Source organism: Pseudoalteromonas sp. S1727 (assembly GCF_005886375.1).
In the GTDB taxonomy this organism is placed as follows: Bacteria; Pseudomonadota; Gammaproteobacteria; order Enterobacterales; family Alteromonadaceae; genus Pseudoalteromonas; species Pseudoalteromonas haloplanktis.
The window spans coordinates 44,923-68,979 of sequence record NZ_PNDT01000003.1 but is presented as its reverse complement, the minus strand read 5'-3'; the positions used below and the strand labels follow the sequence as shown (position 1 = coordinate 68,979).

17 protein-coding genes are annotated in these 24,057 nt (G+C 39.4%); 11 read left to right on the top strand and 6 right to left on the bottom strand.

The annotated features are described in order from the left end of the window. The first annotated feature begins 8 nt into the window (after nucleotides 1–8). From CWB85_RS00585 to CWB85_RS00580, 3 genes are all read left to right on the top strand, one after another. Nucleotides 9–734, top strand: a complete 726-nt coding sequence (locus CWB85_RS00585) for a hypothetical protein (RefSeq protein WP_138553788.1) — start codon at nucleotides 9–11, stop codon at nucleotides 732–734. A 126-nt stretch (nucleotides 735–860) separates the two neighbouring features. Then, nucleotides 861–1,019 carry a hypothetical protein gene (locus tag CWB85_RS22440; protein ID WP_016709818.1) on the top strand — a complete coding sequence of 53 codons (159 nt, stop codon included), beginning with the start codon at nucleotides 861–863 and terminating at the stop codon, nucleotides 1,017–1,019. A 259-nt stretch (nucleotides 1,020–1,278) separates the two neighbouring features. Then, a complete protein-coding gene (locus tag CWB85_RS00580) occupies nucleotides 1,279–2,166 on the top strand; it encodes a tetratricopeptide repeat protein (RefSeq protein WP_171038965.1) in 888 nt (295 codons plus the stop codon). A gap of 25 nt (nucleotides 2,167–2,191) precedes the next feature. Here the strand turns inward: CWB85_RS00580 and CWB85_RS00575 are convergent, their stop codons facing one another. The 3 genes from CWB85_RS00575 to CWB85_RS00565 form a co-directional block, all read right to left on the bottom strand. Beyond that, on the bottom strand, nucleotides 2,192–3,187 hold the full coding sequence (locus tag CWB85_RS00575) for a GGDEF domain-containing protein (protein WP_016709816.1): 996 nt from the start codon (nucleotides 3,185–3,187) through the stop codon (nucleotides 2,192–2,194). Between the two features lie 340 nt (nucleotides 3,188–3,527). Then, nucleotides 3,528–3,899, bottom strand: coding sequence for a DP-EP family protein (locus CWB85_RS00570; RefSeq protein WP_138553786.1), 372 nt, complete (start codon nucleotides 3,897–3,899; stop codon nucleotides 3,528–3,530). Nucleotides 3,900–3,920: 21 nt separating this feature from the next. Beyond that, nucleotides 3,921–7,169: an nSTAND1 domain-containing NTPase gene (locus CWB85_RS00565; RefSeq protein ID WP_138553785.1), complete on the bottom strand. Its 3,249-nt coding sequence runs from the start codon at nucleotides 7,167–7,169 to the stop codon at nucleotides 3,921–3,923. A gap of 219 nt (nucleotides 7,170–7,388) precedes the next feature. Here CWB85_RS00565 and CWB85_RS00560 point away from each other — a divergent pair, with 219 nt between their 5' ends. Together CWB85_RS00560 and CWB85_RS00555 are read left to right on the top strand one after the other, a co-directional pair. Further along, nucleotides 7,389–7,823, top strand: a complete 435-nt coding sequence (locus tag CWB85_RS00560) for a hypothetical protein (protein WP_016709813.1) — start codon at nucleotides 7,389–7,391, stop codon at nucleotides 7,821–7,823. After that, nucleotides 7,820–8,017: a helix-turn-helix transcriptional regulator gene (locus CWB85_RS00555; RefSeq protein ID WP_016709812.1), complete on the top strand. Its 198-nt coding sequence runs from the start codon at nucleotides 7,820–7,822 to the stop codon at nucleotides 8,015–8,017. Before CWB85_RS00560 ends, CWB85_RS00555 begins: the two co-directional genes overlap by 4 nt. Nucleotides 8,018–8,046: 29 nt before the next feature. Here CWB85_RS00555 and CWB85_RS00550 read toward each other — a convergent pair whose 3' ends face one another. Further along, complete coding sequence (locus tag CWB85_RS00550) at nucleotides 8,047–9,249, bottom strand: MFS transporter (RefSeq protein WP_138553784.1); 1,203 nt, start codon at nucleotides 9,247–9,249, stop codon at nucleotides 8,047–8,049. Nucleotides 9,250–9,670: 421 nt separating this feature from the next. Between CWB85_RS00550 and CWB85_RS00545 the strand changes: the two genes are divergently transcribed. Both CWB85_RS00545 and CWB85_RS00540 read left to right on the top strand, forming a co-directional pair. Further along, nucleotides 9,671–10,387, top strand: a complete 717-nt coding sequence (locus CWB85_RS00545; protein WP_016709810.1) for a DUF1499 domain-containing protein — start codon at nucleotides 9,671–9,673, stop codon at nucleotides 10,385–10,387. 203 nt (nucleotides 10,388–10,590) lie between these two features. Further along, nucleotides 10,591–12,774, top strand: a complete 2,184-nt coding sequence (locus CWB85_RS00540) for a TonB-dependent receptor (protein ID WP_138553783.1) — start codon at nucleotides 10,591–10,593, stop codon at nucleotides 12,772–12,774. A 222-nt stretch (nucleotides 12,775–12,996) separates the two neighbouring features. Here the strand turns inward: CWB85_RS00540 and CWB85_RS00530 are convergent, their stop codons facing one another. Continuing rightward, nucleotides 12,997–13,164 carry a DUF2986 domain-containing protein gene (locus CWB85_RS00530; protein WP_138553782.1) on the bottom strand — a complete coding sequence of 56 codons (168 nt, stop codon included), beginning with the start codon at nucleotides 13,162–13,164 and terminating at the stop codon, nucleotides 12,997–12,999. A gap of 183 nt (nucleotides 13,165–13,347) precedes the next feature. Between CWB85_RS00530 and CWB85_RS00525 the strand changes: the two genes are divergently transcribed. After that, a complete protein-coding gene (locus CWB85_RS00525; RefSeq protein ID WP_016709807.1) occupies nucleotides 13,348–14,838 on the top strand; it encodes a dipeptidase in 1,491 nt (496 codons plus the stop codon). Nucleotides 14,839–14,890: 52 nt separating this feature from the next. Here CWB85_RS00525 and CWB85_RS00520 read toward each other — a convergent pair whose 3' ends face one another. Continuing rightward, nucleotides 14,891–15,670 (bottom strand): putative porin, encoded by a 780-nt coding sequence (locus tag CWB85_RS00520; protein WP_016709806.1) that lies wholly within the window; start codon nucleotides 15,668–15,670, stop codon nucleotides 14,891–14,893. A gap of 277 nt (nucleotides 15,671–15,947) precedes the next feature. Here CWB85_RS00520 and CWB85_RS00515 point away from each other — a divergent pair, with 277 nt between their 5' ends. The 3 genes from CWB85_RS00515 to CWB85_RS00505 all read left to right on the top strand — a co-directional run bounded on the left by CWB85_RS00515 (nucleotide 15,948) and on the right by CWB85_RS00505 (nucleotide 24,022). Further along, nucleotides 15,948–16,571 carry an OB-fold-containig protein gene (locus CWB85_RS00515; RefSeq protein ID WP_016709805.1) on the top strand — a complete coding sequence of 208 codons (624 nt, stop codon included), beginning with the start codon at nucleotides 15,948–15,950 and terminating at the stop codon, nucleotides 16,569–16,571. A gap of 63 nt (nucleotides 16,572–16,634) precedes the next feature. Next, nucleotides 16,635–18,737: an SPFH domain-containing protein gene (locus CWB85_RS00510; protein ID WP_016709804.1), complete on the top strand. Its 2,103-nt coding sequence runs from the start codon at nucleotides 16,635–16,637 to the stop codon at nucleotides 18,735–18,737. An 80-nt stretch (nucleotides 18,738–18,817) separates the two neighbouring features. After that, nucleotides 18,818–24,022 carry a DNA repair ATPase gene (locus tag CWB85_RS00505; protein WP_138553781.1) on the top strand — a complete coding sequence of 1,735 codons (5,205 nt, stop codon included), beginning with the start codon at nucleotides 18,818–18,820 and terminating at the stop codon, nucleotides 24,020–24,022. Nucleotides 24,023–24,057: the final 35 nt, after the last annotated feature.

Here is a 24,057-nt window from a genome sequence, read left to right as displayed (position 1 = left end):
GAAAAGGGATGAGTATAGAGTTAAATGGAAAATTATTAATAGGGGCCTGTTTAGCAATTGTCAGTAATGGCGTTTTGGCAAATGATGATAAATTAACTGAAGACCCAACAAAAGTTGTTACGCAGTTAGGGGCTAGTTACTCAGATGAAGTTAAAGTCAGCGGTTCACTTAGTTTAGACCCAATAAGAAAGCTAAATGCAAGTATTAGTCTAGAAAGTGAAGAGTGGCGATTTGGTGGTTCTTGGTTATTTGATATTGGTATCGTCAATTTTAATTTTGGCAAGCAAGCATTTGACCATGGTGCTGAAAAAACCAGTTACAGTGTGGGTACATTCATGCCGTTGAGCTACTTTGATATAGAACCGATGGGGTGGCAAATATTTGCTATGGGCGGATATAGTCACACTGAAGGTGATATTGCGTGTGAAACAGAGTCAAATAATTGCCCTATAATCGAAATGCCTTCTACGGATGGCTGGGTATTAGTACCAAATGCTACTAATGGTGGGTATTTAGGGGCTTTTGCATTAAAACCATTAGCAGGGAATTGGACATTAATTACTGCTGCTGCCTATTCAATGGGTTCTGATGATTACTCTGGTTACTTTGCAGCCTTAGGCGCTAGTTATCAAATAGATAAACGACAAAAGTTAAAGGTATTTGGTGCGACTCAAAATAGCGATTATGGCTCAGATACAAACCTTGGTGTAGGCTATACTTATCAATTCAATTAATTGCAGTTTTATTACTGGTTTATGAATTTTTATTGAATAAGTGGTTGCAGGCTATTAACTACTACTTTTATATAATATTGTAGTTATCTCACTAATACGAGATTCATCTATTTTAAAGGAAAGATAATGACTAAGAAACCAGCTAAAGCTAAGAAAAACGACGTAAAACTTGCTAAAAAAGAAGTGAAATCAATTAAAAAAGAAATCAGCGCACGTAAAGAAAAAGTAGCAAAACAAAAAGCAAAAATTGGTAAGCTTAAAAAAGCACTGAAAAAAGTGGCGTAATTTCGCCACTCAAACATGCTGATGACTGATATGTAGCTTATTTATCAGTCATGGTATGTAAATAAACCGTTCTTTGGCAATTATGAAATATTTTTAAATTGCCAGATCACTTCTTTGTTATCATCTTTTGCCAGCGCACAGCTCCCGATATAATCGTGTAATATTTGTTAATATCCTTAAGCAAATATGTTTTAATCAATATATCGCTTTACTGCATTTCGACTTCATGAGAAAAATTTACTTTTTTTTAGTTACTTTTATGTGCATTACATCCAAGGTAGCTCATTCATCTGAGCACTTTAGCGATCACGAACAGTTTTGCTTACAGCAACCCGAAAAAGAGTGCTTAACCTATATAAATGAAGTCATCGAGCAATCGGCGTTACACTCAACCCAATGGTATAAAGCTAAGTCTTATTTATTTGATTATTACTATGACAAAAATGACTACGCAAGCTTAAAGCTTGTTGTTGAACCCTTTGCAGATCGAAATGATTTACCTAAAGTTTTTAAAGTGCAAACGTATTTTTATTACGCCAAAATGTTACGTTATTACAATGATAATGAACGTGCAAAAGTATATGCAACCAAAGCTTTTAACGATATACAGCAAATGTATGAATCGTTTTCAGATCCAATGCGGATACTGGAGTTGGCTAATTTACAGTATGTTTTTGGTAATAAAGAAACCGCTTTCCAAATGCTATTAAAAACCGAACGAAAATTTGGTAAAAGTAAAGACCCCATTTTCAATTTTGAATTACATTCTAATAAGGCAAATGCTTACCATGCTCTTGGTGATTTAGAAAATGCTAGAAAGAGCCGCAAGCAAGCACTTGACTGGATTTACCCCACACAGCATCAAAATAAAATTATTGTAGCGCAAGGCAATTTAGCTCGTACTTATCAGTTGCTCTCAGAGTATAAGCAAGCAAATAAATACTATGTTGCAGCATTAGGCAATATGGTCACCCCAAGCGATGACATTATAAAGGCAACCTATAAGTTAAGGTTGGCACAGGTGAATTGGCAAGCTGCAGATAATGAGCAGGCTATAAAGTGGCTAGCAGCGGTGGATCACGCGTATTTGCGCCCGCACCATTTAACGCTTTATAATCAGCTTAAAGCAACCTTACAGCAACACTAAGATTTATTTAAATTAGTATTTGGCACTAAATACTAATGCTAATTTTATTTCTGCCATCTGACTTTGCTCTATATAATGCGGTATCTGCAGCGCATATAAGCGCTTCACAAGTACGATATTGATTATTAAATTCGCAGGCAATACCTTGGCTAACACTAATCTTAACTTCTGGCGGTAAGCCAATATCTGTAAATGTCATGGCATTAATTTGTTGTTGAATATGTTTAGCAACAACGCTGGCACTGTCACGATTACAACGCGGTAATATAACCGCAAATTCTTCACCGCCATAGCGAGCGGCTAAACAGTCTCTTGATGGTATACATTGTAAAATCACTTTAGCTATTTTTTGCAAACACTTATCGCCTTTAATATGACCATAGCTATCATTAAACTTTTTAAAGTGATCAACATCAATGAGTATACTACTCAATGGCTGGTGGCTTTGAATGCTTTCTGACCAATATTTATTTAATGATTCATCTAATGTGAAACGATTAGCAAGCCCAGTTAAATGATCTGTAGATGCTTGTACTTTTAATTTGTTATATGTTGCTTTGTGAATACTTAAATCATGTAGAATGCAGACATAAAGTTTTTGTGCAGATGCTATACTTTCTGGCATATTAGAAATAGATAAATCGGCTTCCAGTATACTGCCATCCGCTTTATTTATTTTTACTTCATTAGGACCAAAGTTAAGGCGAGTATCTTTTATATCTAACCAGTTTAGTAACGTATACATGTATTTGTCGCGATCAGTTTCGTGTAAAAACTGTAGCAAGCTTTGCCCAATCAATGATTGCTGAGAGTTACCTAAAAGTTGTGCCGCCATCGGATTAACAAACTCAAAGGTGCCTTGCTCATCGATGATAAAAATACCTTCACTAGTGTCGTTGAATAATTCAATTAAAGCACCAAACTGTAAATGAGAGAGGCAGGTTGAAAGGCTTTTACCAGTTGTTGCGGATTGCTTAATTACACTAAGTATTTGGTTATTGTTGTTTGTTTGCTTAGACACGTTTGATCCTTCGCTTTCGCATACGTTTTGGTGTCTATAAATTTACTTAAAAAAATGCAAATAAACCTTCTGGTAACCTTCTGGTTTTAATATGTTGAATTGTAATGTTTTATTTTAAATATTGAAACATTCAAACGCTAAGGATCTTGCTTGTTTAGGTTTGTTGATTGCAGACTGGGCTCAGGCTTAATTTTCGCTCTTACAGAGCAATAATGCCTTGTTTTAGTGTTGCTTCCTGCTCGCATGTTTACAGGTAGAAGTATTTTATTCATTGTTAGAATGGCGCTGCTTAACATAGCTTATTTGAAAGGCTTTGTGACAAAGCCTCTCGAAATTAGTTTTACCCTTCATTTTTGATTTGTGGATCGGCGCTTTCATAGTTATCACCGTTATACTTTGCAGTGAAAATCATACAAGCTGTGCCGCTATTTTCATCTGAATCTGAAATTTGAATAGTTTTACCAGCGTTAGTTACAAGGTAGCTAAAATCTTGAGCACATTCCCCTTCAATATTAGTAAACTTGGCACTAGTAAACTTAAAACCTTGTTTAAAAGTTGTCTCATTTAACGTATAAATGCCTAGGCTGTTTCTTTCGTTAACTGTGCCACCACCTGATACTTGTTGGCCATCTTGGAAGTAAGTAAATATCGCTTCATTATTGCTGTCGAGTACAATATTTACTGTAAAATTGTAAGTTTGACTTTCGATCATGTAGTACCTTCTTATTATTTCTTATAGATCAAAGTTAGTTATACCTAACTCGGTTAATTTGTTTTTGATGCTGCTGATATTATTGGTTTTGTTTAAGCAGCTGTAAGCTTGCACGAGCGGGTAGATTAACTTTATGCTTTTGCTTCCATTATTATTTTTCTCTATAGTGTGTATAATTTCTTGGCATAAAGCGTGTTTGGCTAGTTTGTCTTTCGCTAGTTTTGCTTTTATTAAGTATATTTTTATAAGGTCAGTGTTGTTTTCTATTTCTGCTGCATCATTAATTGCTTCGTTAAAATAACTGTTGTTTTCAATTTTAAATAAAAGGCTTTCAGCTTTCTCGAAGTTACCACGATTGATAAAGTAGTGTATTAAGCTGATTTGCATGTTAACAACACTTGTGTTTGAAAGGCCATTACTATCAATATAACTGATAATTTCATCCGTTTTATTACTTGTCTTATTTATATCTAGTAACATTAATTGATATGACAGCGCTCTGTAATATTTACGTTTGAAATTTTCATTCTCAGGGTCTTGTATACGTGCTTTACTTATTGTAAGCATTGCTTTTTCGGAATTTAAATAAGCGTTATTTTGTTCTGTGAAATAAGTTAAAAGATAACTTTGTTGCATGTAAATATTAAATATGTCGCTAAGGATACTTGCATCATCAGGCTTTTGTATAAGTAAGGCATTTAGCTGATCACTGGCTTGTTCAAGCATTGCTAGTGCCTCGTTCAAATTACCGAGTCTTTCATCAATACTGGCAAGCCAACTAATCGTATCTGCTTTATCTCGCAATAAGTTTTTATTATTGGGTTTAAGCTCAAGGGCTTTGTTTTTCAGGGTTAGCGATTTCGTAAAACTTTGCTTTGCAGCAGTATAGTTGAGTTGCTTTAAATACAGGGAGCCTAATGAGTTATGGGAATACGACAGCTCCATAATGGAGTTAAAATCATTGGCTGCTAATGAATACATTTTCTCACTGTAAGCGTGGTATTTTTTAAACAGTGGCTCACTGGCAACGTAATCATTTTTATCATAACTTAACTGGCCCAACCAAAAGGCATTGGCACCTGCAAGGGTTAGCAGCTCTAAATTGTTTGGCTGTGCTATTAATAATGTTTCAAGGCGAATGCGGGCGTTTTCAAAGGCGGTAAAGGCTTCGTCTGTTTTTCCGCGGGAATAGGCCACTTCGCCCATGGCCTCAAGGGTTTGTGCATATTGAAAGCGGTTGTTAAAGTCAGCTTGGTTATCGGTGAAATTAAATAACGAGTCGTTATCCTGTTGGTTAGTAAAATATTCCAGCGCTTTATTACTAATCCCATCAAGTAAGTCCATGCGTTTAACGCTACGCAATTTATCGGCAAATTCTCCGACCATAAAACCGAGTAGGCTTTCTGCCTCTAAACGCTTTTGTTGGGCTATTTGCTCTGCATGGTAACTGCGCACGCTCATAAAACTGGCAATAAAGCTAAGCAAAATAAGTGCAACTGCGGTGGCTTGCAACACTCTTTTTTTACGTTTTGCTCGGCTATTTGATGCTTTGATCAAACTAAGCTCGTCAGGGGAGAGGCTAAACATAGCATTATTAACAAGGCTTTGTGCTTCTTGCAGTGGTTTGCCTTGGGCTAATAAATAATCGCCGTGCTTTTGTTCGTTTAACCAGCGAACGGTGGTGATTTGTAAGCGACTTTTAATGGCTAAGCTTTGTTGGTGCTCTTTTACCCAGTCGATTGCTCGTTGCCAATGACGTAGTAGTGCTTCATGAGCCAAACTAAAACAGGCTTGGTTATTTTTAAGGTGAGATACAAATAAGCGGCTATCGACCATCGCTTGTGCAAGCTGGATTTGTGCAGGATCGGTGAGCTCATCCCAACGTGCAGCGCGGCTAGTGAGGGTCTCACCATCGACATGCAGGGTAATTAGTTTTGATAAAACCATGCTGAGCTGTGCTTGCTGTTGTTTTGGCAGCTGCGTAAATACGTGCTCAGCTTTTTGGCCAATTGCGCCCTCTATGTTGCCTAATGCTTGATATTCAGAGACTAATAGCTCATCGTTTTCGCTGCGTTGTAAGTACAGTTGTTGCAAGGTGTATTGCAACATTGGCAGGGCATCGGGGTTATTGGCGGTGTCGTTACAGAGAGTTTCATCCAGTGGTGTTTGGTGCTCAGGATCAAGCTGCCAACTAAGCCCAGCGGCTAAAGCCGGTAGGCGGATCATTTGCTTAAGCTCAGAGCGGGTTGGTGGCAGTAAATCAAAGTGGGCGCCATTGGCTTTGCCTGCCATTAAGCTGGGTTGATTAACCACGTGTGGATAAAAGTCATTTCGACAGGCGCTAAATATAATCATGTAGTTACTGGTGGCTAGTAACTCTATAATTGATAAAAAGTGGCTGCGCTCTGACTCACTAAAAATGGGCGATGAAAGTAATACTTCTAACCGGTCAATAAATAAAAACAAATAGGGTTTAATATCGCTGTTTTGCTGGCTTAAAGCCGTTTGGCAGTAGCTAATGACGTGCTCTGGTGTGTTTTGTAATAACTCGCTCAGAGTTTCGGCACTCATGTTGCTGAAAACGGGAGCATCGTTTATTTCTAAATCAAGTAGGGTAGAGGCTAAATCGAGTAATAGTCGGCCTTTACTTATATCAGCAAAATCAAGCTGACAGTATGACTCAACTCGAAAGCCATCAAAACCTGACTCACTCATTAATGCGGGCAAAATACCTGCATTGACCAGTGATGATTTACCTGAGCCGCTAGCGCCAAGCAATAAACTAAAAGCCCGGCCATAACTTATTTGTGCTGATACGCGTTGTAGCAACGTGGTAATTTGTTTTGTTCGACCAAAAAATACTTTCGCTTCGTTGGGTGTAAATGCACTTAAGCCAACAAAGGGGGAGCTACCTTGCCATTTTGCGTGAGTTGCTTTTTGTTCTTCATTTAATGGGAAATCTATTTTGGCAATAACGCGGTAGCCGCGTTTACGGATTGTCTCTATGTATTGCGGATCATTGGCTTTGTCATCAAATACTTTACGTAATTGCGTGATGACTTTGTGTAGGGGATTATCGCCTACCGCGACCGTAGCCCAACAGTGATTAATGATCTCTTCACTGCTAACTAATTCTCCTTGTTTTTCGCATAATAACAATAAAACATCCATCGCTTTGGGCTCAAGCTGTTTGAGTTGCGCGCCTCGTCTTAGACTATTGGTGGCCGGATTTACTTGCCATTCACCAACAAAGAAAACAGATTTACTCATGCTGGGCTCATTATTGTTATTGTTGAAATTGAGGTGTTCTTAATAGTTTAGTTTAATCCTACTGTAAGCAGTAAGTTAATACAATGTTCTGAGTTTAATGTTCACTCGCTATATTAAACTTTTATGTATGACTTACATGACTTTATGTAAAGCTTGCTTGACTTTTTGTTTGGCATTGACAATACTTAGTCAAGTTTACTTGACTAAGAAGGTAGGATCATGAAGCAACAAACAGGATTGACATTCAAGCAACGCAACAAACTCAATACAATTTATTTAGCAAAGTGGACTTTGGGATGGGTTTTAACGTTGGCGCTGGCGTCAATAGGGCCGGGATCATTATGGGCTGAAACGAATACATTATTTAGCATAGTGGCGGTGATAATAAATATATGCGCGGGGATAATGATGATTATGGCAAATAAACGTCATTTATCAGGCTTGGATGAATTGCAGCAACGGCTACATTTAAATGCGATGGCGATTACCTTAGGTGGCAGTTTAGTTTTCGGCTTAGCTTATTCGGTATTGCAAACGAGTGGGGTCATTTCGTTACGACAAGGTATTTCTCACTTAGTGATGTTTATGGGGATAACTTATTTCGTGTGTGTTGTACTAATGACTAAACAGCTTGGCACAGAGGAAGAGGAATGAAAAACCGCCTTAAAGTGTTACGTGCAGAGCATAATTTAACGCAAGCAAAACTAGCAGAGTTACTCGATGTATCAAGGCAAACGGTTAATGCGATTGAAAAAGGTAAGTTTGATCCTAGTTTACCGCTTGCGTTTAAAGCTGCTCGGTTATTTAAATTAACAATTGAAGATATTTTTCAAGATGAAGAAGCATAAGCACGACCAATACGCAGAGTGTAGTTTATTTATTGGGCAACTAATTGCGGTTTTCGTTTAGTCATTTGTAATGCACTGAGTAACCACATGATAAAGCCACCGCTAAATAAAGCAGCTGCCACATAACCGGTTTGATTCGGTAGAGCGCCTTGTGCAATAGCTAAGCCACCAACCCAAGGACCAATTGCATTTGCAGTATTGAATGCGCATTGTACAAGTGCGCCAATCATTGCGTGGCCATGTGGAGATACGTCCATTAACATAGTTTGGATAACCGTGCCCAATCCTACACTAAAGCCAATAAAAAATATGACTGCATAAAGTAGCCAAATATGCTGGCTTGCAAGTACGTAACTTACAGCAAAAATAATAGCGCCTATTAATGCTGCACCGGTCGTTTTAAGCGGAGAATGATCCGCTGCTCTACCTAGTACATAATTTCCTAGCGTACAGCCAACCCCAAACATCACCATTGCGATTGAGATGGTGTAGGCTGGTGTATGGGTGACCACTAAAATTGTATCTGCAATATAGGTATAAATACAAAATACGCCCCCAAAGCCAACAATAATGATGCCTAATATTGACCAAACAAGCTTGTTCTTCAATACACTTAACTCGCTTAATAACGACGAAGGAGCTGCATTTTTTGTATTTGGGATATATTTTACAATAAGTACTAAAGCAACAAGTGCCAAAACTGCGGTGCCTGCTAAACAATAACGCCAGCTAAAATTTTGCCCGATTAAGGTGACCATTGGCACACCAACAATCGTAGCGATGGTCAGCCCCATAAATACTTTAGACATGAAACTAGCACGTTTATTACTAGGTGCTATATCTGCAGCTAATAAAATAGCTACGGCAAAATAAGCGCCATGGGGTAAACCGCTTAAAAAACGAAATAATATAAGTTGCTCTAATGAATTTGCAAATGCACTTAAGCCGTTAAATACAAACATCATCGACACAAACAATAGTAAGGCATTGCGTTTTCGCATGTTAGCTGTAGTGATCATAAATACTGGGGCACCAATCACGACGCCAATTGCATAGGCGCTAATGGTATAACCACTTTGTGCTGGCGTTGCGGCAAATGTTTCACTGAATAACGGCAACATAGGCATCATCGAAAACTCCGATAACCCTAAAATAAAAGTGCCCAGAGCAAGTACTAACAAAATAGCGGTCGTACTTAACGTATTAGTGGCTGCGCTGATATCAGCTGACATAGATAACCCTTGTAAAAAGATAGACGATAAAAATGTAAATGATTTATTTAATAAAAAGCTGAGAACTACAATTTTGAAGAATGAATTAAACCGCAATTGTATGATAAAAATAAGACAGCGTCTTATCCAAAAAACGGTGAACTTAGATCTTAAAATATGGTGTTAGATTGAAGCGTTCTTACTCGAATAGGAACGTTCTAATTTTAATGGAGGAATTTTACATTTAAGCAGTCAGTATTACCAGTGTTCGGTTTGAAAGTAAGTGTATAAATGTTTGGTTTTAGCAACTTCATGGGGAATGCAACTTTTTGCTAGCAAATAAATACTTTCAACAGTGATAAAAAATGATCTTTAGTGACAAAAAGCAGGTATTGTGGTGTTTAGATTTAAAACCATTTCAATAGTTGTACGGAGATCGTAAATGAAAGCGCTTGTTAGTTTTGTATGTGCATTGGCTATTTTGTTAGTCGTGTTACCTGGGCCTTTATATAAATGGCATATATTGGATTTAAGTACCGCGTTTACAGGTATTCGCTTTGGTGTGTATGCAGGCGTTGCCGGTTTAGTATTATTGGCTGTGCAACTACTATTTATGCGTAAAAACATTAATTGGTTAGCAACAATTGTGAGTGCTGTTTTTGCCATTGTCGCAGTGGCTATGCCATTGAGCTTAATGAATAAAGCCAAAGGCGTACCGCCAATTCATGATATTTCAACGGATGTTGCAGCACCACCAGAGTTTGTAGCAATTGCTGCAATACGCGTGGATGCCCCAAACCCTGTTGAATATGCAGGTGCCGAAACCGCAGCTCAGCAGTTAAAAGCGTACCCTGAACTAGTTACCTTGAAGTACACGGATAATACAAAAACAGTGTTTGGCGTGGCTAAAAATGCCGTTGAGCAGTTAGGATGGGAATTAGTGAGTGCCGATCCATCACAAGGTATTATTGAAGCGACCGACACCACTGCGTGGTTTGGTTTTAAAGATGATGTGGTTATTCGAATCAAAAGCAAGCAAGGTATCACGTTAGTTGATGTGCGTAGTAAGTCGCGAGTCGGAAAGAGTGATTTAGGAAAAAATGCTGCGCGTATTCATGAGTTTATTGAGCAAATTAACCCCCAGCTAACAGCGATTTAGTTATATTCGTTTAATAGTGCCCTGTAACGGGGCATTATTAATTTTATCAGCGCTTGTCATGATCTTTTAAATAATCACGATTTATCCCGTATTGCTATTATCTTGCTATGAGTAGCCTAGGTGCGACAATTTGTCACGTGTTCAGCTTTATTGCCAAACGATATACTTTGCTCATTCTAAACTTGTTGTAAATAAAGAACATAATGAACAACCCTCAGTCACTTTCAAATTCAAAGCATGTATTAAACCCAATTGCACTTTGGATTGCCTGTTTACTTTCTCCTTATGCACTGGCAGACGATTCAATTGAAGTTATTGAAGTTCAAGGTCAGCACCTAAATGCGCATGAACGTTTGGGCTCAGCTGAACAATTGCTGAGTGACTTGGGCGTTGATTTTTCTGCCGCGGGTGGCGTGTCGAGTTTACCTATTTTAAATGGCATGATGGGTGATCGAGTAAAAATTTTGGTTGATGGTGCAGATATAACAGCTGCGTGTGGTAATCAAATGAACCCACCATTATCGTATATTTCAGCCAATCAGGTTGCTTCTTATCGTGTTGTTGCTGGAGTATCACCGGTTAGTGCAGGAGGAGACAATATTGCCGGGGTTATTCAAGTAAATTCAATAGCACCACAATACAGTGATAAGGCCGAGTTTGATTGGCATTCGGGGTATGTATCTGCTCAATATCGCAGTAGTAATAATGCTCAAGCTGTGGGAGTCGGTGCAAGACTTGCAAGTGATTCGGTGAGTATTAACTATCAAGGGTCATTTGAAGATGCTGACAGCTATGAAGATGGCAATGGTGACTTAGTACTTGATACACTTTATCGTGTACAAAACCACGCATTGACAGCGGCGGTTCGTGATGAAAAACAACAACTCGTTGTAAAGCTAACCCATCAAAAAATTCCTTTCCAAGGTTTTCCTAATCAATACATGGATATGACCGATAACACCAGTTATGGGTTGATCAGCCAATATAAACGCACTCTTGAAAGCGGTGAGTTCCAAGCACAAATTAACTACAACGATGTGAAGCACGAAATGGGTTTTTTCACGGCTGAAAAAACCGGCATGATGCCGATGAATACCGACGCCCAAGATATCAGTTATCAACTTAATTGGCGTTTAGAACTCGACAAAGACACCACATTATTATTAGGACAAGAATACTTTGGTTATCGCATTGATGATTGGTGGCCTGCGATTGAAGGTTCAATGATGATGGGACCGAATGATTACGTAAATATAAATGATGGTGAACGCGATCGCTACACTGCTTTTGCCGAGTTACAAAAGCAGCTAGATAAAAAGTGGTGGGTATCAGCGGGCGCACGAATTGAATATGTGCACACGGATGCTGGCGAAGTACAACCTTATAGCGATATGACCATGGATGGCGGCATGGATGATATGTCAGGTATGGATTCAATGGGTGATATGTCGGGTATGGGCGACATGTCAGCCATGATGATGGATGATCCAAATCAAGATGCAGCAATGGCATTTAATGCTATGGATAGAGAACGCAGCGATACATTAGTTGATGCAAGCCTACTCGTGCGCTATCAAATAACAAATGAAGATGAGCTAGAATTTGGCTTAGCACGTAAAAATCGAGCCCCTAATTTATATGAACGCTACAGTTGGGGAGTGAGTACCATGTCAACCAGCATGATTGGCTGGTTTGGCGATGGTAATGGCTATATAGGTGATCCAGATTTAGCCGCTGAAACCGCGCATACGGTGAGTGCCAGTTATACTAAATCAGCAACAGATGGGACTTGGCAAGTAACTGCTAATACGTGGTATACACAGGTGAATGATTATATTGATGGCGCAGTTGTTGGCAGTACAAACCGTACTGATATGCCATTAACACAACGTAATACATTAAAATTTACTAATTTAGATGCCACACTCTATGGCGGCAAGCTAGAAAGCATTGTTCGCGTTGTTGATAGTAAAAAGGCTGGTACTTGGGATTTAACCGCAGCTATTACTGCAACCCATGGTGAACGCGACGACAGCGATGAGCCTCTTTATCAAATAATGCCATTGCACAGTAAAATTGCTATAGACCAGCAACTTGGTAAATGGCAAAACTCACTTAGTTGGGAGTGGGTTGATAGTAAAACCCGTGTTGATCCACGACGTCTTGAAAATTCAACGCAAAGTTATAGTGTGCTTAACCTGCAAACTAAAGCAACCTGGGATAAGTTAACAGTGCAATTAGCCGTTACTAACTTATTAGATGAATATTATCAGCAGCCACTGGGTGGAGTGAGTATTGCTGAGTTTAAAGCTGATATGAGTCAAGGCTTTAGCCAGCTTGCAGGGCAGGGGCGTTCAGTTAATATTGGTATGAGCTACAGCTTTTAGTAAACAACAACCGTGATAGCCTTGCTATCACGGTTTTAGTTATTTGATTGGAAGGGAGATATCGGTAATTAAAGCACATTCATCAACAACTTCATGAATAAGGTTGAAGTAATGAAAAAACACGGAAAGTCTCTAATATCCTCACCCCTATTTGGTAACCGCTGGCGATATAAATAATAAATGGTATCGCTCATTTTACCCTAGCCCAAATTGCTTAAGTGATTATTCAGCGCTTAATTGCTCTTGCACAGCAGCTTGCTCTGCTTCTAATGCTCGCTTTTCACGTTCAGCCTTTGATACATAAGCGGGCTTATTACTTTTGTGTAATTTAGCGTTAGCGCGTTTATCTTTTTGATTAAATTTTGTAATGATCTTTTTTCTGCGGTTCATGGTTTATCTTCACGCGCTTAAAATTGGTGGCATAGTATACAGCGTTATTGAAGCTATAAGCTAATTAAATATTCTGCTATAAAATCAGAACGTAGCAGGTACAGTGCTGGCTTAGTAAAGGTCAACAGCGTTACAATTAGCGTGTGTTTCCACCCCTTCGTCTTTTAAAAATAGGAATTTGCTTTGAAACAGTTCGTTTTAGCCAGTTTGGCATTATTAGCACTTAACGCCAACGCCAATATCAATAGTCGCAGTGATGCTGCTGCAGACTATGCAGTAAAAACGTATCAAGATGCACAAATTCATACTTTAGCTAATTTAGTCTCATACCCAACCGTAAATAAAGAGGGGATCAATACACCAGATAACCCCGACTTTATGGGCTTTAAAGCGCTATTAAAAATGAAAGCGGCTGAGCTGGGGTTTGATTATCAAGATTTAGGTTACACCATTTTGATAGGCATGGGTCAACAAACTGAAAAAGTCACCATTGTGACTCATGGCGACGTGCAACCTGCGGATGCCAGTAAGTGGAAAAATAGTCCATTTGAAATCGATAGCACCTCAGAGCCAGGTAAGCTGATTGCGCGTGGTACAGAAGACGACAAAGGCGCAATTGCCACCGCGCTTTATGCAATGAAAGCCATTAAAGATCAAAACATCACGTTGAATAATCGCATTGAGTTGATGATTTATTTAGCGGAAGAGTCTGATTGGGGCCCACTTGAAGAATTTATGAAAACTTACCAACAACCAAAGTATGCGGTGACAATTGATGCTTCATATCCCGTTGTCGTGGCTGAAAAAGGCTGGAGTTTAATTGCGCCAACCTTTGTAGGCAGTTCAGCAAAAACCGGTGTGTATGTAAGTAATTTAAAAGGTGGCGCATTTGTCAGCCAAATACCTGAAGACGCAAGTGCCATATTGCATAATGCAACGCCTGCAGACATTGCCACATTGAATAGCAATGTAGCACAACTTAGTGATGTTAAAGTCGCTATCACAGAGCTTACCTCTGGTATTGAAGTTTCAGTAAAGGGTATGTCTGCGCATTCATCAGAGCCTGAAGCAGGGCATAATGCGATAGCGCATCTGGCTGAATTATTTAAAGGTATCGAACTTGAAAATAACAGCGACGGCCAAGCCATTGAGTTTATCAATCAGCTTATTGGTCTTGATTTATATGGCAAGCAGTTTGGTGATATCGCTTACGCACATGACTTTATGGGGCCGATGACGGTTTCGCCAACGTTATTAAAACGTGATGGTAATGATATTACCTTATCGGTAAATATGCGCCGTCCAGTTGGCAAAGATGAAGCCGTGCTAAAGCAACAAATCGACACGGCATTGGCTAATTGGCAGGCTAATAATCAGGTTAAGCTAAAAAATACGCAGGTGATTATTGGCACACCAATGTTGCTTGATGGCGCACCGCATGCGCAAGCTTTGCTTGATATTTTTAAACATTTTACTGGTGATCAAGAGGCTGGGTTTGTCTCAATTGGTGGTGGCACGAATGCCAAGTTATTTGATAACGCCGTATCATTTGGCCCTTCAATGCCAGGTAAAAAATATACTGGCCACTCAGAGCATGAATTTATTACCGTAGAACAGCTTAAGTTAAATCTTAAAATGTATACAGCAATGATGATTGAATTGGGTAATATGTAATTTAGCTATGCAGTAAAACGCCGCTAAATAGCGGCGTTTCATTTTTCACTTATTAAAACTGGGCGACAAATTTCACAGTATATAAATCACCATGGTCATAGTCAGTAAACTTAGCAATGAAGTAATATTGGCTATCAATAAAGTACTTAGCTTCAAGTTGCAGGTCAGAATCGCTAGCGCCTGCACCAATCGCGACATTTCGATTAAAGTAGTAATTAGCCATTGCTGATACTGCATTGGTGGGGTCTTGATAATCTACGTCTAAGCTAAAATAACGGTCGTTACCAAGGTGGCTAAAGTAACGCGAAGATGTATTCCAATTATCTAGGCTATCATCAGCTTCTATAGTAAAACCTATATAGTCAGTGTCATTCAATTGATGGTTATACTGTGCTTTAAACCAGAATATTTCATCTCCATATTCAAACTCCTGCATCCGCACTGAGGCTTTAAGTGAATCGTTGAATAAGTAGCCTGCACCAATAGAGTAGTTATCTAAATTACTTAAATCAGATAATTCAGCGCTAACAAACCAGTTGCCATAAAAGCCTTCACCGTTAAAAGAAAAATTATCATAACCATTACTCTCGTAGTAATGAAAAGCAATGTTAGAATCAGTATCTAGGTAACCATAATCATCCCACACGCCGGTATTTTGTTGTGGTGCAAAATAATAATGGCTTGAAAGTTGAGTTGAATCGTAATCCAAGTCTGCATTTTCTAACGTGTTATATTCAATGCTATTGAACCATTGACGAGTCTCTGATTGCTGCGCACTTACAGTCGCCGAGCAAGATAATGCAAGTAGTGAGATTGGTAATAAATAACGCATAAGTGTCCTTTCTTAATGATTTTAATATAATTTACTTTTCGGGGGTACAAAACTAGGAGCGAATACTATAAGTTTTTAGGGGGGATTAATAGCTACCGCATGCTAAAAATTTAACCACTAAGTCTTTAATTAAACAAAGCAAACATAAAAAAGTAGTAGTTCATTTACAATGTTTTATATTTAAACGTTAATTTTCCATTAAAACGCTTAACATCATAGCCACTAAATGATAAAAAGTTTTATCGCCTACTGCGTTTAAAATAAATGGATAGTTGTAATGATGGAATTTTTAAACTTAGCGCTTACTTTCCCCACCGTTATCTTTTCAGCTCTGTTGTTAGTTGTGATGTTGTTTTGGCTAATAACTCTAATTGGCTTTGCTGATATTGATATGTTTGAGTCTGATCTCGACATTGAAGCCGATGCATCGCAAAGCTCAGGATTGAGTTCATGGTTTAGCACGGGTTTTGGTGGCATTCCCATTACTGTCTCCATAAGCTTAGTGGTCATGAGTAGCTGGTTGATCAGTATCTATGCCCATAAGTTTTTTGCCAACCTGTTAGGTGACGGTATCTGGTTTTATATTTTTGGCGTGTTAATGCTACTGACTTGCTTATTAATAGCCATACCCGTTGCCGCTATTATTTCACGCCCCTTACAGCGCTTTTTTAGTAGTGCAGAAACCTCGCAAAGTTCAGATTTACTAGGCTTAGAATGCATTATTGTCACTGGCAAGGTAACCAACAAATTCGGCCAAGCACGGGTTCTATTTCAAGGCACTGAGCAGTTAATTGAAGTCAGGGCTGAGAATGACGAATTATTTACATCAGGCGACACCGCAGTGTTGCTTGAACATCTCAAAGAGCAACACTGTTACATTATTACTAGTAAGCCTTGGTAATACCCGCGTTTATTGAGGGATAAGTAACACATAATAAAATCGATAATCACGTTAGGACATAACATGGAATTTTTAGATAACCTCATACCTATATTGACATTTGTAGGTATAGCAATCGCTGTTATTTTTGCTATTTTGCTGATCATAGGCAAGTTTTATCGCAAGGTAGAGCAAGGCCAAGCACTGATCATAAATAAAATGAAAAGCGAGCCGGACGTCACCACAACAGGTGGCATTGTTTATCCTGTGATCCATAAAATGGAAGTAATGGATATCTCAACTAAGCGTATGGTGCTTGAGCGCAAAGATAAAGGCGGTTTGATCTGTAAAGATAATATACGCGCTGATATCGCTATTACTTTTTACATTCGTGTTAATGAAAACAAAGAAGATATTTTACGTGTTGCCAAGCAAGTCGGCTGCGCCCGTGCGTCAGAGCACGACACACTGCAAGAGTTATTTGAAGCGAAATTTTCAGAAGCGCTTAAAACTGTTGGTAAGCGTATGGATTTTGTTGAGTTATTTACTCATCGAAATGAATTTCGCGATAATATCAAAGAGGTAATAGGCCAAGATTTATCGGGTTATACCCTTGAAGATGTTGCCATTGATTACCTTGAACAAACGGCAATTGATAAGCTCGATCCGCAGAATATTCTTGACGCTGAAGGTATTCGCCGCATCACAGAAATGACAGCATTACAAAATGTGTCTACCAATCAATTAAAGTGTGATGAGCGCGCTAAAATTGAGATCCAAAATCAAGAAGCCACTGAAAAGTCACTAGAAATTGAGCGTCAAAAACAAGATGCCATGTCTCGTCAAGTACGTGAAATTGAAACCGTGAAAGCCCGCGAATATGCAGAAGCTGAAAAAGTACGTCAAGAAGAGCGCTTAAAATCAGAGCAAGCCCGCATTCAAACCGAAGAAGCCATTGGCATTAGCGAGCAAAATAAGCAACGCGAACTGGATATTGCAGAGCAAAACCGATTACGCGTTTTGGGTATTGAAGAAGAGAAAGTTGCCCGCTCACGTGAAATTGAAGTGATAGAACGTGAAAGAGAAACTGAAATCCTGCGTATCAATAAAGAAAAAGCGCTGGAAGTAGAGCGTAAAGAAATTGCCGATGTAGTGCGTGATCGCGTCATTGTTGAAAAATCAGTAGCCGAAGAAGAAGAGCGTATTAAAGATGTGAAAGTACTCGCAGGCGCAGAGCGTGAGAAAAATGCAATCATCATTCGTGCTAAAGCTGAAGCTGAAGAGTCATTAGTAAAAGACATCGAAGCTGCAAAAGCGCAAGAGCAAGCCGCAGAATATAAAGCCCGTGAGCTTGAAACAATGGCTAATGCTGAACTTAGAATTGCTAATCAACAAGCAGAGTCGAAGAAAATTTTGGCGCATGCGCAACAAGTTGAAACAGCTGCTAAAGGACTTGCTGAAGCGGATGTTATTAAAGCAAAAGCCGAGGCAAATGCAATTCAGGGTGAGATTGATGCCAAGGTAATGCGTCAAAAACTTGAAGCTGAAGCACAAGGTAACCGTGAAATTGGCTTATCTCAAGCACAAGTACAAACAGCGATGGCTGATGCGAATGAAAAACAAGGTGAAGTAGAAGCGATTAACCTTGAGCGTAAAATGCGTGCAGAAGCAAAAGGCCTAGAGGAGAAACTACAAGCCTTAAATGCGATGGACCAAGATGCTCGCGATTACGAAAGCTTTACGCTACAACTTAATCAGCAAAAAGAGCTGGTATTGGCAAAAATTTCCGCCAGCAGAGATATTGCCGAGCACCAAGCACATATTATGGCTAAAGCCTTAGGTGATGCTGATATCAATATTATGGGCGGTGATGGCCAGTTCTTTAATCAATTTATGAGTGCAATTAGTTTAGGTAAATCAATCGATGGCTTAGTTGATGAAAGTAAAACTGTACAAACCGTGTTTAAAGATCATTTAAACGGTGATCGTAATTTAATCGAAGACCTAAAAGGGGTGTTAGCTGGAGCAAATGGCTCCGCAGAAACACTTAAAAACTTCAACATGAGTAAGTTATTAAAGCAGTTGAGTAATACGTCTGCGGCTGAAAAAAGCCAATTACTAAGCATGTTAGGCGGTAATTTAGGCGGTGGATTAGATGAAAAAATTCAACTAGATCCAAAAGACTAGTTTAGCTTCTAAGTTCTATCGTTTTAGCCGCAATAGTTGATTATTGCGGCTAACTTTTATTAAATTTCAGGATAGGTTTCATGACGGACGTAACTCAACAAGCGCTAGAGCAAGGCTCGTACGATTTAATTAAACGTCGTTTAAATAATTTTGGTGCTGATTTAAAAGCGCAAATAGACGATATTAATAAACAGCGTATAAACGAGTTTGGCAGTACTGAACTACAAGTTAAAGGACGTGTTCGCGTTCGTACAGAGCAAAATTGTACCCCGCGTGATATCGTGATCGTTGGCGACAAAGTTATTTTTGCTTACAACGTGTTCTTGGGCTTAAAAAAAGAAACGGCAATCAGTGACGTATTTAGTGTACAAAAACTAGTCGCGCAAGACAACCATTATGAAATAGAGCCGTACCCTGATACAACACGCTTTTTAACGGATAGTCGTTTTATCCGTGACTTTGAAGAATTGTATACTTATTACAAACAAACCAGCTTACAGCATTTATATCAACAAAACGGCAAGCTGTTTGCGTTATTCCAAATCGGTGACAAATTATCGGATGTGCGGGTTTTTCGCTGGGAAATTCACCCAGATAACACCATTAACTATATCGATAATCGCGGTGAGCGTGATATTCAACACGCCCATGACTATGATTTTGAATGGCTCAAAACTGACAGAAGTAACCATGTAGAAGGGCGTCACGCTCATATTAACATTGCCGATCAAGTGTTTGTCGAAACCATTGGTGGCTCACTGACCATTAAAATAGAAAACAGCACAGACACTGGTGAAGGGATTTATCAAGAAACGGTTGATGATAAAAACCAATCCCTTGCTGATGGCGAAGTTGAGTACGCCTTAGTAGGCGACTTAGTGCTGCTAAAAATTCTTCCATACCGTGAAAAAGCATGGCGTTATTTTATTTATAACACCCGTTCTCAGCTGGTGATGCGTCAAGATGCAATTGGTAGTGCCTGTGTTACCTTGCCTGAAGATCACGGTATTATTTTCCCTGGTGGTTATTATTTACAGTCAGGACAAGCTCGTTCATTTGAAGAGCAAATAGATGATTTAGAATTTCACCGGCATATAAAGTCACCCAATGGCGAAGATGTGTTATATGTGTTTTATGAGCCAAGCGAAGGCCGTTACGCACTTTTTGCCTATAATATTATTGATAAAAACCTACAAAATCCGATTTATTGCCACGGCTACGCAATTTATAACGATGGTGTAACACTCACCTTTAAGGCTGATAAAGACCAAGCGGAGCGAGTACACCCCATTCAAATTTGGCAAAGCCCGTTTGTCTCGGCCGAGTTTGCCGCTAATGCGCCACCACTTACCAGCTTTTTTGGCAAAATTGGTAACCCTGATTTAGTGCGTGGTATTTCTGATTTATACAGTGTCAGTAAAGCCATTAGCGAGCAAAGCCCGAGCTTATTTCATTACGAAGATTTAATTGCCCTCAGCCGAAATATTTTTGACCGTTATCATTGGCTTAACGAAAGTGAATTTACAGAAATCGCGCAAAACTTGCACAGCATTAATGAAACCGCTGAGCAAGTGCTTGATGAATTTGAAAAAGTCACCGAAATTCAAAACAAAGCCAAGCAAGCGCTGGTGGATATTAATAAGCACTACACGGACGTAACCCGTGAAGTGCGCCCAGATAACTTTAAAACCGCCCCAGAGTTTGTGCAAGGTCTTGATGCTTTAAAAGTACTCAAAGGCCAAGTAATAAGCCTTGAAGACATTAAATATATTGATATTACGGCACTGAATAACTTACAAAGTGAAATTGATGAGCGGCTGGTGGAAGTAAGCCAAGCAACCGCAGCGTTTTTACAACAAGACAGCGCGCTGACGCCGTATCACGAAAAACTCAAACAGCTTGAAGATCTCAGCAGTAAAAGTGAAAGCGTGAGCGAGCTTAAAACCTATATTGCGCAGTTAGATGCGCAAAGTGTAGAGCTGGATTTACTTAACCACACTATGCTTGACCTGGACATAGACGATAGCCGTGTGCGCACACAGATACTCGAAGATATCAGCGCTGTGTATGCATTGGTGAATCGTGCAAAGGCCAGTATTGAAATTCGTCAAAAGAGCCTCGGTAGTGTTGAAGCGAAAGCTGAATTTGCCGCACGCTTTAAGCTCTTTTCACAAAGTATCACCAATGCATTAAATAATGCCAAAACGCCTGAAGCATGTGATGATCAACTTTCACGTTTGCTTATTCAGCTTGAAGAATTGGAATCACAATTTAGTGATTTTGACGAGTACCTGACAGAGATCATTGCCAAGCGTGATGACGTATATGAAAGCTTTGAAGCACATAAACAAAGCTTAATTGACACCCGCCAGCGCCGTGCATTGAATTTAGCCAATGCCGCTGAGCGAATACTGCAAGGCGTTAACCGTCGTGCGCAAAGTTTTACTGAGTTGGATGCGTTAAACACTTATTTTGCTGCCGATCCTATGATCAGTAAATTGCGTGCTCTTACCACTGAACTTAAAGAGTTAGGCGACGAAATTCGTGCCGATGATATTCAATCAAAACTCAAAGCCAGTAAAGATCAGGGCATCCGCTCGTTACGTGATAAGCAAGATATTTTCACTGACGGCGGCAATACGGTCAGCATTGGTAAGCATGCCTTTAGTGTAAATAAGCAATTACTCGATTTAACCTTATTACCGCGTGATGAGCAGCTAATGTTGCACTTAACCGGCACAGATTATTTTGAGCCGATAATTGATAAACAAGACCTTGCAACGTTACAGCAAAGCCGTCATTTGTGGCAGCAAACATTAGTATCAGAAAACGATTACGTTTATCGCGCTGAATATTTAGCAGCACAAATAATACTTGCATGTGAAAACAGTGAGCACTCGCTGACTTTTACACAGTTAGAGCAAGCGCAACGAGATAAACAGTTATTACAGCTGGTGCAAAAATTTGCCGAACCGCGTTACCAAGAAGGTTATGAAAAAGGCATTCATGATCATGATGCCAGTGCGATTATTGATACCTTATTAACGCAAAAAAGTAGTTTGGACTTACTTATTTATCCCCCTAGTTGTCGTATTGTTGCGCAGTTATTTAGTGCACAATTGTCAACCACACAACTGAACGAATATTTCCATCAAGCGAGCAATGCTATTTTGATGGATAAACACTTTGCTGCGACTAGTTTTATCACCACGCTAACCGTGCAGTTAAGTGAACAGATCAACGACTTTTTGCTACAAATTAGTAAATTATCAGCACGCTTTGCTGATTTATCCACTGATTTGGCCGCTGCTTATTTAGTACAACAATTAGCACAACAAAAAGCGGCGGATCAACAGCTATTTATTGTTTCTCAACAAGCTAAAAATTTAGCTGAGCAGTTTAATAGTGACGCCAAAGCAAAAGGCTATATTAACGAGCTGACTCAGGCGTGCGAAAATGTAAAGCAAACTGATGAGCGAGCATTGCTATTTTTAAGTTGGCTTAATGCGTATTGCTCGCAAAGCCCTAAAGTGCCAGCAATGGTGCAAGCGGAAGCGGCTAACTATTTGCATCTTAGTGCCACCACAACATTAAAATACGCAGTGCTAGACGTCACCCCAAATACCCAGGTTGAGCGTTTAATGGGACAGCATAAGCGAGTGCAAGAGCAAGTTTTAAATCTTGATTATGCAGAGTTTTATGCCAGAACTCGTAAATACATCACAGAGCAAGTCCCAGCTTTTGAGCAATATCATGCATTGCGTAGTGACATTTTGACAGAGCAAAAAGAGCGCCTGCAGCTTGATGAATTTAAAGCTAGGCCACTGAGCTCGTTTGTGCGTAATCAGCTGATCAATAAAGTGTACTTTCCAATTATTGGCGATAACCTAGCTAAGCAAATTGGTTCAGCAGGTAAAAACAAACGCACTGACTTAATGGGCATGTTATTACTGATCTCGCCACCGGGTTACGGTAAAACTACCTTAGTAGAATACGTTGCTAACCGTTTAGGATTGACCTTTGTAAAAGTAAACTGCCCGTCTATAGGGCACGATCAAGTCTCATTGGATCCTACTCAAGCTATTAACGCCACTGCAGAAAAAGAGATTGCAAAAATCAACCAAAGTTTTGAAATGGGCAATAATGTGATGCTCTATTTGGATGATATTCAGCATACTAATCCTGAATTTTTACAAAAGTTTATTTCATTGTGTGATGGCTCACGTCGAATAGACGGAGTATGGAATGGCAAAAGTAAAACTTATGACTTACGTGGTAAAAAATTTGCTGTAGTGATGGCAGGTAACCCGTATACGGAATCGGGCGAGAGTTTTAAAATTCCTGATATGTTGGCAAACCGCGCCGATATTTATAATCTTGGTGATACCTTAGCCGGGTGTGAGCAAGAGTTTGCCATGAGCTTTATAGAAAATGCGCTAACCTCTAATGCAGTATTAGCGCCATTGGCTAATCGCAATATGGAGGATCTATATAAATTAGTGCGGATGTGCCAAGGCGAAGATATTTCATTAAATGAGCTTGAGCACGGCTATTCTCAAGCGGAAGTTAACGAAATCAAAGCGGTCCTCACACGATTAATCACGATTCGTAATACGGTATTAAAAGTGAACGCCCAGTATATTGCCTCAGCTGCGCAAGATAATAATTACCGCACTGAGCCGCCATTTAAACTACAAGGCAGTTACCGTAATATGAATAAAATGGCGGAGAAAGTCGTCGCCGCCATGAATGACGAAGAACTAGAAAACCTGATTTGCGATCATTATCGTGGTGAAGCGCAAACACTCAGTAAAGGCTCTGAAGAGAACTTACTAAAACTTGGGGAACTGCGTGGTACCTTAAGCGAATCAGAGCAACAGCGCTTTAGTCAAATTAAAGGTGACTTTGTACGTTTAAATAAACTCGATGGAGCCGGCAGTCCTGTGATGATGGCGGTTGAGCAAATGGGTTATTTGCACCAATCACTGGAAGAGATTGCTGGTAAACTCACTAAAAACAATCTAAATCACGATTATAGCCAGTTACTGCAAAGCCTTGGTGTGAATATACAAAGCTTAGATAATAAACAAGCAATTCAGAGTATAGTGCAATCACTAGATAACAAAGAGGCTGTGAATGCGTTGACCGCAGTGGTCAGTAGTAATAACAACCAAGCATCATTTACTGAGCTTGTGAATGCAATTAATCAGCAAACGAAGAGCATCAATAGTAACAATATGCATACTCAGTTTGAAAAACTGATTACTGCGTGGAGTGCTAAGTGATGTATGCGAGCTCTATAAACGCCTCGCTTTGTTAA

Excerpts from the sequence above, each read along its gene's own strand:
- CWB85_RS00585 (WP_138553788.1), top strand. The coding sequence starts at position 9 with ATGAGTATAGAGTTAAATGGAAAATTATTAATAGGGGCCTGTTTAGCA.
- CWB85_RS22440 (WP_016709818.1), top strand. The coding sequence starts at position 861 with ATGACTAAGAAACCAGCTAAAGCTAAGAAAAACGACGTAAAACTTGCT.
- CWB85_RS00580 (WP_171038965.1), top strand. The coding sequence starts at position 1,279 with ATGTGCATTACATCCAAGGTAGCTCATTCATCTGAGCACTTTAGCGAT.
- CWB85_RS00570 (WP_138553786.1), bottom strand. The coding sequence starts at position 3,899 with ATGATCGAAAGTCAAACTTACAATTTTACAGTAAATATTGTACTCGAC.
- CWB85_RS00565 (WP_138553785.1), bottom strand. The coding sequence starts at position 7,169 with ATGAGTAAATCTGTTTTCTTTGTTGGTGAATGGCAAGTAAATCCGGCC.
- CWB85_RS00560 (WP_016709813.1), top strand. The coding sequence starts at position 7,389 with ATGAAGCAACAAACAGGATTGACATTCAAGCAACGCAACAAACTCAAT.
- CWB85_RS00555 (WP_016709812.1), top strand. The coding sequence starts at position 7,820 with ATGAAAAACCGCCTTAAAGTGTTACGTGCAGAGCATAATTTAACGCAA.
- CWB85_RS00550 (WP_138553784.1), bottom strand. The coding sequence starts at position 9,249 with ATGTCAGCTGATATCAGCGCAGCCACTAATACGTTAAGTACGACCGCT.
- CWB85_RS00545 (WP_016709810.1), top strand. The coding sequence starts at position 9,671 with ATGAAAGCGCTTGTTAGTTTTGTATGTGCATTGGCTATTTTGTTAGTC.
- CWB85_RS00540 (WP_138553783.1), top strand. The coding sequence starts at position 10,591 with ATGAACAACCCTCAGTCACTTTCAAATTCAAAGCATGTATTAAACCCA.
- CWB85_RS00530 (WP_138553782.1), bottom strand. The coding sequence starts at position 13,164 with ATGAACCGCAGAAAAAAGATCATTACAAAATTTAATCAAAAAGATAAA.
- CWB85_RS00520 (WP_016709806.1), bottom strand. The coding sequence starts at position 15,670 with ATGCGTTATTTATTACCAATCTCACTACTTGCATTATCTTGCTCGGCG.
- CWB85_RS00515 (WP_016709805.1), top strand. The coding sequence starts at position 15,948 with ATGATGGAATTTTTAAACTTAGCGCTTACTTTCCCCACCGTTATCTTT.
- CWB85_RS00510 (WP_016709804.1), top strand. The coding sequence starts at position 16,635 with ATGGAATTTTTAGATAACCTCATACCTATATTGACATTTGTAGGTATA.
- CWB85_RS00505 (WP_138553781.1), top strand. The coding sequence starts at position 18,818 with ATGACGGACGTAACTCAACAAGCGCTAGAGCAAGGCTCGTACGATTTA.